This is a genomic window from Microbacterium sp. NPDC055910 (assembly GCF_042271185.1).
Taxonomy (GTDB): domain Bacteria; phylum Actinomycetota; class Actinomycetes; order Actinomycetales; family Microbacteriaceae; genus Microbacterium.
On sequence record NZ_JBHJZS010000005.1, the window covers coordinates 118458 to 127154 of the forward strand.

General features: G+C 67.8%; 11 protein-coding genes. 1 reads left to right on the forward strand and 10 read right to left on the reverse strand.

Going from position 1 to position 8697, the window contains the following annotated elements:
* Positions 1 to 20 precede the first annotated feature (20 nt).
* The 7 genes from ACFC3F_RS04295 to ACFC3F_RS04325 all read right to left on the reverse strand — a co-directional run bounded on the left by ACFC3F_RS04295 (position 21) and on the right by ACFC3F_RS04325 (position 5228).
* Positions 21 to 590: an NADPH-dependent FMN reductase gene (locus tag ACFC3F_RS04295; protein ID WP_376127034.1), complete on the reverse strand. Its 570-nt coding sequence runs from the start codon at positions 588 to 590 to the stop codon at positions 21 to 23.
* 154 nt (positions 591 to 744) lie between these two features.
* A complete protein-coding gene (locus tag ACFC3F_RS04300; protein ID WP_376127036.1) occupies positions 745 to 1578 on the reverse strand; it encodes an ABC transporter permease in 834 nt (277 codons plus the stop codon).
* Positions 1575 to 2441 carry an ATP-binding cassette domain-containing protein gene (locus ACFC3F_RS04305; protein ID WP_376127037.1) on the reverse strand — a complete coding sequence of 289 codons (867 nt, stop codon included), beginning with the start codon at positions 2439 to 2441 and terminating at the stop codon, positions 1575 to 1577. Before ACFC3F_RS04305 ends, ACFC3F_RS04300 begins: the two co-directional genes overlap by 4 nt.
* Positions 2442 to 2529: 88 nt before the next feature.
* The gene (locus tag ACFC3F_RS04310) at positions 2530 to 3333 is read right to left on the reverse strand and encodes an ABC transporter permease (RefSeq protein WP_376127039.1); all 804 of its coding nucleotides are present in this window, start codon (positions 3331 to 3333) and stop codon (positions 2530 to 2532) included.
* A complete protein-coding gene (locus ACFC3F_RS04315; RefSeq protein WP_376127041.1) occupies positions 3330 to 4253 on the reverse strand; it encodes an ABC transporter ATP-binding protein in 924 nt (307 codons plus the stop codon). Before ACFC3F_RS04315 ends, ACFC3F_RS04310 begins: the two co-directional genes overlap by 4 nt.
* Positions 4250 to 4546: a transcriptional regulator gene (locus ACFC3F_RS04320; RefSeq protein ID WP_376127043.1), complete on the reverse strand. Its 297-nt coding sequence runs from the start codon at positions 4544 to 4546 to the stop codon at positions 4250 to 4252. Before ACFC3F_RS04320 ends, ACFC3F_RS04315 begins: the two co-directional genes overlap by 4 nt.
* On the reverse strand, positions 4539 to 5228 hold the full coding sequence (locus tag ACFC3F_RS04325; RefSeq protein WP_376127045.1) for a hypothetical protein: 690 nt from the start codon (positions 5226 to 5228) through the stop codon (positions 4539 to 4541). Before ACFC3F_RS04325 ends, ACFC3F_RS04320 begins: the two co-directional genes overlap by 8 nt.
* A gap of 86 nt (positions 5229 to 5314) precedes the next feature.
* On the opposite strand from ACFC3F_RS04325, the gene ACFC3F_RS04330 reads away from it, so the two are divergent.
* Positions 5315 to 5710 carry a PPOX class F420-dependent oxidoreductase gene (locus tag ACFC3F_RS04330; RefSeq protein WP_376127047.1) on the forward strand — a complete coding sequence of 132 codons (396 nt, stop codon included), beginning with the start codon at positions 5315 to 5317 and terminating at the stop codon, positions 5708 to 5710.
* Between the two features lie 20 nt (positions 5711 to 5730).
* Here the strand turns inward: ACFC3F_RS04330 and ACFC3F_RS04335 are convergent, their stop codons facing one another.
* The 3 genes from ACFC3F_RS04335 to ACFC3F_RS04345 form a co-directional block, all read right to left on the reverse strand.
* Positions 5731 to 6744, reverse strand: a complete 1014-nt coding sequence (locus ACFC3F_RS04335; RefSeq protein ID WP_376127049.1) for a sugar phosphate isomerase/epimerase family protein — start codon at positions 6742 to 6744, stop codon at positions 5731 to 5733.
* Positions 6741 to 7850 carry a Gfo/Idh/MocA family protein gene (locus ACFC3F_RS04340; RefSeq protein ID WP_376127051.1) on the reverse strand — a complete coding sequence of 370 codons (1110 nt, stop codon included), beginning with the start codon at positions 7848 to 7850 and terminating at the stop codon, positions 6741 to 6743. Before ACFC3F_RS04340 ends, ACFC3F_RS04335 begins: the two co-directional genes overlap by 4 nt.
* On the reverse strand, positions 7847 to 8697 hold an 851-nt coding region (locus ACFC3F_RS04345), incomplete at its 5' end, for an ABC transporter permease (protein ID WP_376127053.1). The genes ACFC3F_RS04345 and ACFC3F_RS04340, both read right to left, overlap by 4 nt.

The following is an 8697-nucleotide window of genomic DNA, read 5'->3' on the forward strand; positions in this document are numbered from 1 at the left end:
GCATGGCGCAAGCCCAGCGCTCAGTCGCGGGGCAGCACCGTGAGCACCCGTTCGATGTGGTCGCGGAACTCGTTCATGAAGTCGCGCAGGAACCCGGCGGTCTCTTCCGAGGTCACCTCGCCCTCTTCGGTGTAGTCGTCGGGCTTGAAGTAGATGTACGCCTCGGGAGCGGTCATCTGCCGCGCGTTGCAGAACGTCAGCACACCGCGCAGGCTCTGCTGGGCGACGGCCGTGCCGATCTGCCCGATCGAGGCGCCGATCACGGCGGCGGGGATGTGGTCGAACGAGTTCTGACCCCACGGCCGTGAGGCCCAGTCGATCGCGTTCTTGAGCGCGCCGGGGATCGATCGGTTGTACTCGGGAGTGACGAACAGCACCGCGTCCGACGCGGCGATCGCCTCTTTCAGCGCGGTCGCCTCGGGCGGGTAGTTCTCGTCGTAGTCCTGGCTGTACAGCGGAAGGTTGCCGATCGGGATCTCGGTGAACTCGAGGCCGTCGGGCGCCAGACGGATCAGGGCTTTCGACAGTGTCCGGTTGATCGACGTCGACGACAGGCTGCCGACGAAGTAGCCGACTTTGTGCGTGGCCATCACTGCTCCATTCGTTGCTGCGACTCGGCACGATGACGCGGGGGTGCGGTCACCGACGAGTTCGCCTGAGTGCCAGCATCCGCCGCGGCAGCCGCGCAGGGAACCCCCTTGCGCTTCGGCGTCTGCCCACTCGGATGCCGCGGACCGGCGTGCGTCAGTCCTTGCGGATCCAGCGGAAGGTGAGTCGCGTCACGATGAGTCCGGCGACGAGCCAGATGCCGCAGACGATCGCGACGCCCCCGAGGTTCCACACTTCCCCCGCCTCGAGCGAGGCGTAGCTCTCGGGCAGGAAGACGGCACGCATGCCGTGCGCGAGCCACGCGAGCGGGAAGATGTTCGCGATCTGCTGCAGCCAGTCGGGCAGCAGCGAGAACTGGATGTAGACGCCCGAGATGAACTGCAGCACGAGCACGGTCGGGATGATGACGGCCGTCGCGCTCTTGCCCGATCGGGGCAGGGCCGACATCCCGATCCCGAGGATCGCGCACGTGGTCACCCCGAGGAGGAAGACCCAGGTGAAGGTCAGCCACGCCGAGGGCTCGGTCGGCAGGGGCACGTCGAAGGCCGTCGCCGCCACGACGATGAGCACGGCCGCCTGCAGGATGCCCGTCACGAGCACCTGCCCGATCTTGCCGAGGAAGTAGCTGACCGGCGACAGCGGGCTGCCCGCGAGTCGCTTGAGCGTGCCGTCGCTCTTCTCCATCGCGATGTCGGTCGCCATGTTCTGCAGCCCCGACAACAGCACACCGGCGGCGAGCATCGCGGGCAGGTAGTACTGCGCTGCCGTCATCTCGTCGCCGTCGGGCGTGCGGCCGAACTCGGCGTCGCTGAAGGCGACGGCGAAGATCGTCAGCATCAGCAGGGGGAACAGGAACGTGAAGAAGACGGTGTCGCCTTGCCGGAAGTACGAGCGGATCTCGTAGCCGGCGCGCCTGACGCCCAGCCGGACCGTGCGCAGCGGTCCGAACCGCACCGCCGTCGTGCTCACGAGATGACCGCCTCGACATCGGCCGCCGTCTCTCCGACGAGCTCGAGGTAGATGTCTTCGAGGCTCGGACGGATGACCTCGAGTCGCTCGGGTTCGCCGCGCGCCAGGAGCTCGGCCACGAAGCGCCCGGGCTCGGTCGTGCGTTCCTGGCGCGGCATCCCGTCCTGTCTCCATCGGACGATCGGGATACGCGCCTGTGCTCCGCCCAGTTCATCGATCGCGCCGATCGCGACGAGTTCGCCGCCGGCGATGATGCCGCCGCGGTCGGAGAGCTGCTGGGCTTCGTCGAGATAGTGGGTCGTGAGCAGGATCGAGGTGCCCTCGTCGCGCAGCAGGCGGATCAGCTGCCAGAAATGGCGGCGGGCCTCGGGGTCGAAGCCGGTCGTCGGCTCATCGAGGAACAGCAGTTCGGGGCGGCCGATGATGCCGAGCGCCACATCGACGCGGCGCTTCTGACCGCCCGAGAGCTTCGAGATGCGCGTGTCGATCTTGGCCTCGAGCCCGACCGCCGCGATGACCTCGTCGACGTCGCGCGGGTTCGGATAGTAGCCCGCGAAGTGGCGGAGCTGCTCGCGCACCGTCGTCGTCCCCGTCTCTCCGCTGGACTGCAGCACGATGCCCAGACGGGACTTCCAGGCGAGCCCGCCGCGGCGCGGATCCGTGCCGAGGACGCTGACCTCGCCCGCCGTGCGGTCGCGGTATCCCTCGAGGATCTCGATCGTCGTGGACTTGCCGGCGCCGTTCGGACCGAGCAGCGCGAAGGTCTCGCCGCGGCGGATGTCGAAGTCGATGCCGCGCACGGCTTCGATGTCGCGATAGCTCTTCCTCAGCCCCCGCACCTCGACGACATTGCCAGCCGTCATGCGACGCCTCGCACCCGCCCGTGTCGATTTCGCGTGCGGGTCATGGCGCAAGGATACGCGACCGTCCGAAATCGACCCTGTGCGGGCGTCAGCGGTAGCGGCGTCCTTCGTCGCGACGGAACAGCGTCAGCGCCGCGACGAGCAGCACCACGGTCCAGACGAGGATGCCGGTCCAGACCCACCACGGCAGCTCACCGCCCTGCACGGCCCAGATGACCAGCTCGCGCGCCTGTCGCGAGGGGAACCACATCGACAGCGCGTTCAGCCAGTCCGCGAACATGAGGGGCGGCAGGAACAGCCCGCCCGCGAACGCGAGGCCGAACATGACGACCTGCACGACGGCGATCGCCCCCGCCATGGGCAGCGCGTAGCCGATGCAGATGCCGATCAGCATGAACGGCAGCGCCGATACGGCAAGGGCGACGAGTCCGAGCAGGATGCCGCCGGCCGACGCCTCGGCGGCGGTGAAGAGCGCGCCGATCACGATGACCGGAAGGATCGCGACGAACCCCATGAGGCCGGTCGAGAAGATCTGCGCGAGCACGCGCACGATCCCCGGGGCGGGCAGCGTGCGCAAGTACGGGTCCCACGGCTTCTGCCGGTTCTCGGCGATCGTGAGCCCGAAGCTGAACAGCCCGTTCGCCATGACGGCGAACACCGACAACGAGATGACCGCCTGCGTCGCGAACGCGGGGTTCGAGGCGACCGTCGAGTTCGGCACGACGAAGAACAGCAGCGCGAGCGACGGGAACGCGATCGCCCCGATGATCGCGATCGGCGTGCGGGACAACTCGACCAGGGTGTATTTCGCGTGAAGCGCCGTCAGTCGCGCGACTGCGGGCGCCCGTGGCGCATCGGCGACCCGGGTGGCGGCATCCATCGTGGTGGTCATGCTGCAGGCCTCTCTGTCGTCGTTGCGGTGTCGGCCGTGCGCGTGAGCGCGAGGAACGCCTCTTCGAGGGTCGCGCCGCGTACGGTCAGATCCCGGAACGGGATGCCGCTGCGCACGAGGTCGCCGATGAATCGGTCCGAGTCGGTGGTCGTGAACACCTCGGTGTCGCCGTCGGTCTTGTGGAAGCCGGAGGTGTCCAGCCGTGCGATGGCCGCGGCATCCGCGGTCTTCATCGCGACCCGGCTGCGCCCGACGTGCCCCAGCACGGCGTCGAGCCGGTCGTCGGCGAGCACGCGGCCCTCTCCGATGACGACGACGCGTTCGGCGAGCGCTTCGATCTCTTCGAGGTAGTGACTCGTGACGATGACCGTGACGCCGGTGTCGTGCTGGGCGCGGATGGCGTCCCACAGGGCCCGGCGCCCGTCGATGTCGAGCCCTGTCGTCGGCTCGTCGAGGAGGACGAGGTCGGGGGTCCCGGCGAAGGCGAGCGCGACGCCCAGCCGCCGCTTCTGGCCGCCGGAGAGGGACCCGGTCTGGCGGCGCAGCAGATCGGTGAGACCGAACTGCTCGGCGAGGGCGGCGGGCGGCGTGCGTCGATCGAAGTGACGCCCGACGAAGTCGATGACTTCGCCGACGCGCAGCGCATCGGGCAGCGCCGTCTCCTGCGGGGTCGCGCCCAGACGCATCCGGTTCGGCGCATCGCGCGGGTCGCCGCCGAAGAGCGTCACGCTGCCCGCGCTCGGGCGGCGAAGGCCCTGGATGAGCGAGAGGATCGTGGACTTTCCGGCACCGTTCGGGCCCAGCATGCCGACGATCTGCCCCGGCTGGATCTCGAGGGTGACATCGTCGACGGCGATCGTGTCGCCGTAACGGCGGGTGACGCCGCGCAGCGATGCGAGCGGCGGTCGCGAAGCGCTCATTTCATCTCTCCCAGCATGGACCGCAGAGCGTCCATATAGTCCTCGAAGGCGCGCCGGCCGGTGCGGGTCAGCGCGATGTACGTCACGGGGGTGCGCCGCTCGTGCGTCTTCTCGACGGCGACGTAGCCGGCGTCCTCGAGCTTGCGCAGGTGCGTCGAGAGGTTGCCGGCGGTCATGCCGAGCAGCTCCTGAAGGCGCGGGAAGGCGATCTGCTCACCGGCATCCAGAGTCGCCAGCGCCGAAGTGATGCGCAGTCGCGCCTGTGCGTGTATGACGGGGTCGAGCTCATCCACGACGCACCTCACCCGCCCTGGCGATCGTGCGACGCAGTCGCGCGAGATGGATGAATGCCGCCACGGCGAGCGCGATGAGTCCGAGCCCGCCGGCCAGCGCCATGAAGAGGTAGTGCGTGGGGTAGCCGAAGAACGGGGCGACCAGGCCCACGATGATCGTCCAGACCCCGAGGATCAGAGCCGGCACGGCGCGCCACATCGCACCCGAGACCACGTACATGAGCCCCGCGAAGAGCACGTAGGCGACGGGGTAGTAGATGTTCGCGACCTCAGGATCCATGCCGTTGACGATCAGACCCTGTCCGAAGACGGCGATGGCGATGCCGCCGAGCATCCAGGCGCAGCCGTAGACGATGCCTTGGAAGGCGTCGCCCGCGTTGCCGCGCATGCCCCGGCCGGAACGGATGCCCAGTATCGCCGAGAGCACGATGGCTCCCACGATCAGGATCGCGAAGATCGTGGCCGCGACGGGGAGCGGGATCGAGAGATCGGGCTTCAGGCCGTCGATCATCCACAGCACGCCGAACCCGGCGAGCCAGGCGATGCCCCACGTCAGGATGATCGTCGGGACGAAGCTCGCGACCTGGCCCTCGACGCTGCGCCGCTGGTTCTCCAGAAGCGCCAGCATCTGCTCAGGGGCGAGCGGTGCGTCCTCGTCTGTGCCTTCCGTGTGTGCGTTCATACCTACTTTGTACTGCAAAGTAGTTGGTGAGCGCAAGGGGTTTGGATTCACGGCGGGATTCGCGGATGCCGCGAGAGAATGGGCGGATGACTTCTCTCGCCACCCTGACCGACGACGGACGACGGTTCTTCACCGAATACCACCTCGCGACCCTCTCGACGCTCGGCCCGGATTCCGGCATCCATGTCGTCGCCGTGGGCTACACGCTCGACGACGCCGGCGTGATCCGCATCATCACCTCGGACGGCAGCCAGAAGGTGCGCAACATCGAGCGGGACCCGCGCGCGACGGTGGCCCAGGTGGCGGGCCCGCAGTGGGCGAGCATCGCCGGCACGGCCGTCATCGAGCGCGAGCCGGACGCGGTCGCCCACGCGGTCGCGCTCTACGCCGCCCGCTACCGGCAGCCGCGTCCGAACCCGCTGCGTGTCGTCATCCGCCTGACGCCCGCGAAGGTGCTCGGCTCGGCCGGGCTGTGGGGGTGACGCGCGTCAGGGAAACCCACTCATTGGTGTGAGAATGCCGCGTCGAAGGATGCGTCCGGTCTCTTCCACAGCAGAGACCGCACGAATCGCACGGCTTCGGCTGCACCGTGCAGACGGTCCATTCCGGCGTCTTCCCACTCGATCGAGATCGGGCCGTCGTAGCCTATGGCGCGCAGCGCCCGAAACGCGTCCTCCCACGGGACATCACCATGGCCCGTCGAGACGAAGTCCCACGGACGCCGCGGATCACCCCACGCGAGGTGTGAACCGAGCACCCCCGCACGCCCATTGGGTGCTCGGAGCCGCGTGTCTTTGCAATCAACGTGGTAAATGCGATCGCGGAAGTCGCTGATGAAGCCGACAGGATCGATGTTCTGCCACATCATGTGCGACGGATCCCAATTGAATCCGAATGCATCGCGGTGGTCGATCGCCTCCAGCGTGCGCACCGATGTCCAATAGTCATAGGCGATCTCGCCGGGATGGACCTCGTGCGCGAACCGCACGCCCTCCCCGTCGAAGACGTCGAGGATCGGGTTCCACCGCTCCGCGAAGTCCTCGTAGCCGTGGTCGATAATCTCCGCCGACACAGGAGGGAACAAGGCGAGGTACGGCCAGATCGAAGATCCCGTGAATCCGACCACCGTGTCCACGTCGAGCTTGCGTGCCACGCGCGCCGCGCGCTTCATGTCCTCGGCGGCCCGCTGGCGCACGCCCTCAGGTTCGCCGTCACCCCACACGTACTCGCGCAGGATGGCCTGGTGTCGGAAATCGATCGGGGCATCGCAGACGGCCTGACCTGCGAGGTGGTTCGAGATCGCGAACACCCGCAAGCCGTGCCGATCGAGCACGTCCCGGCGCGACCGGAGGTAGGCGTCGTCCTCGTCGGCGCGGCGAAGATCGAGATGATCTCCGGATGCCGCGATCTCGAGCCCGTCGTAGCCCCATTCGGCGGCGAGGCGGGCCACCTCTTCCAAAGGCAGGTCGGCCCACTGTCCCGTGAACAACGTCACCGGGTGCGAAGTCTGAGTCACGCGATCCTCCCAAGCGCGGCGATGTCGAGATCGGCCCACCCCCCCTGGCGCGAAGAGGCGATGACCGCGTCTGTGATGCGCGCCGCACGCACTCCATCGGCGAAGGTGGGCATGCCCCCGACTGCGTGTCCGCGCACAGCCGAGATCATCTCACTCATAAGCAACGTGAAGGCATCCTGGTATCCCTGCGCGTGTCCCGATGGAGTTGTGATGTAGCGACCGACCTCGGGATCGGGCATGGTCTCTACGCCCTTGGGAACAATGAGGGTGCCCTCTGCCGTGCCGATCTCAAGTCGGTCGGGGTTCTCCTGATCGAACGCATACGACGAACCCGCACCGTCCAGCTCGATCCAGAGGCGGTTCTTCCGGCCGCGGCTCGCCTGTGAGATCACCACACTGCCCGAAGCGCCCCGATCGGTCTCGAAGAGCATCGTGACGGCGTCCTCCGTTTCGACGGGAACCTCACCGTGTGGAGCGGTACGGGCGTCGTGAAGGCGAGTGGACCTCGCGGACAGCCGTGAAATTCGGTGACCGCTCATGAACTCGAACAGATCGCACCAGTGCACGCCGATGTCGGCAAATGCTCGAGACTCACCCTCCCCCACCCGCCAGTTGTAGGCGTCGCGGTCGGCGAGCCAATCCTGCAGGTAGTGTCCGTGAGCGAGCCAGATGCGGTCATCCGTGCGGGCGATTCGGGCACGAGCCTCCCGCACCGCCGGATAGTAGCGGTAGACGAACGGAACGACATTGACGACGCCGGCCGCCCGCGCCGCTCGGTCGAGAGCGATCGCGTCGTCCGCGTTCAGCGCGAGGGGCTTCTCGCACACCACGTGCTTACCCGCAGCGATCGCCGCAGCCGTGAACTGAACGTGCTGCGAATTCGGTGTGCACACGTGCACGACGTCGATGTCGGGGTCGGTGATCAGTGCCTCCGGTGTCAGCACACGCTCGATGCCGGCGCGCCCGGCGGCATCCGCAACGCGATCAAGGTCGCGGCCCGCATAGGCGGCCACGGTTCCACCGGCCGCACGTACGGCGCGGGTGTGCACGGCGCCCATGAATCCTGTCCCGATGATTCCGCTGCGCACGGGACGCACAGCCGTCACTTCTTCCTCGACAAGGCGACTGCCGCGATGATGATCCCACCGCGGACGACTTGCTGCTGTGCGACGTCGAGACCCGCGAGAATCAGACCGTTGTTGACGAGGCCCATGAATAGCGAACCGAAGAGCGTGCCGATGATCGCACCGCGACCGCCGAACAAGCTCGTCCCACCGAGGATGACCGCGGCGATGACGGTGAGTTCGTCACCCTGGCCCCACTGGAAATGGCCGGATTCCAGACGGCCGGCGTAGAGCATTCCCGCGAGCGCGGCCACCACGCCCGATGTCAGCAGGACCGTGAACTTGATCCTCGCCGTGCGAATGCCCGTGTAGGCCGCAGCCGTCGGGTTGCCGCCGGTCGCGAGCACCTGCCGCCCGTAGCGGGTGCGGTTCATCACGATCCAACCGACGGCGACGGCGAGCACCGTCCAGACCAGAAGGCCGGGCACGGGTCCGAAATCTCCGCCACCGAAGATGAGGACGTAGACCGGGTCAGTGATCGGCTGCGGCGCTGACCCCGTGATCCATTGCGCGAGCCCAGCCGCGAGCCCCAGCATCCCGAGCGTCACCAGGAAGGAGGGGATCTTGAGCCACGCCACGAGACCGCCGTTGACCGCGCCGATGACGGCACCCGAGGCGAGTCCTGCGAGGATGCCCGGAAGCAGTCCGTAGTGCGTGACGGCCATGGCGGTGACGACCGATGAAAGACCTGCGACAGAACCGACGCTGAGGTCGATCTCGGCGTGGGCGGGTCCGAAAGGGAAAGCGCACGCCCAGAACCCCAGAGTCGCCGGCGGGGGCACCCTATTGTGCAGGTGAGGGCCGGACACGAAGCCGCGGGGGGCCCGGG

Bases quoted from the DNA above. Each gene is read 5' to 3' on its own strand.
- ACFC3F_RS04310 (WP_376127039.1), bottom strand. From the start codon at position 3,333: ATGACCACCACGATGGATGCCGCCACCCGGGTCGCCGATGCGCCACGG.
- ACFC3F_RS04325 (WP_376127045.1), bottom strand. From the start codon at position 5,228: ATGAACGCACACACGGAAGGCACAGACGAGGACGCACCGCTCGCCCCT.
- ACFC3F_RS04305 (WP_376127037.1), bottom strand. From the start codon at position 2,441: ATGACGGCTGGCAATGTCGTCGAGGTGCGGGGGCTGAGGAAGAGCTAT.
- ACFC3F_RS04330 (WP_376127047.1), top strand. From the start codon at position 5,315: ATGACTTCTCTCGCCACCCTGACCGACGACGGACGACGGTTCTTCACC.
- ACFC3F_RS04295 (WP_376127034.1), bottom strand. From the start codon at position 590: ATGGCCACGCACAAAGTCGGCTACTTCGTCGGCAGCCTGTCGTCGACG.
- ACFC3F_RS04315 (WP_376127041.1), bottom strand. From the start codon at position 4,253: ATGAGCGCTTCGCGACCGCCGCTCGCATCGCTGCGCGGCGTCACCCGC.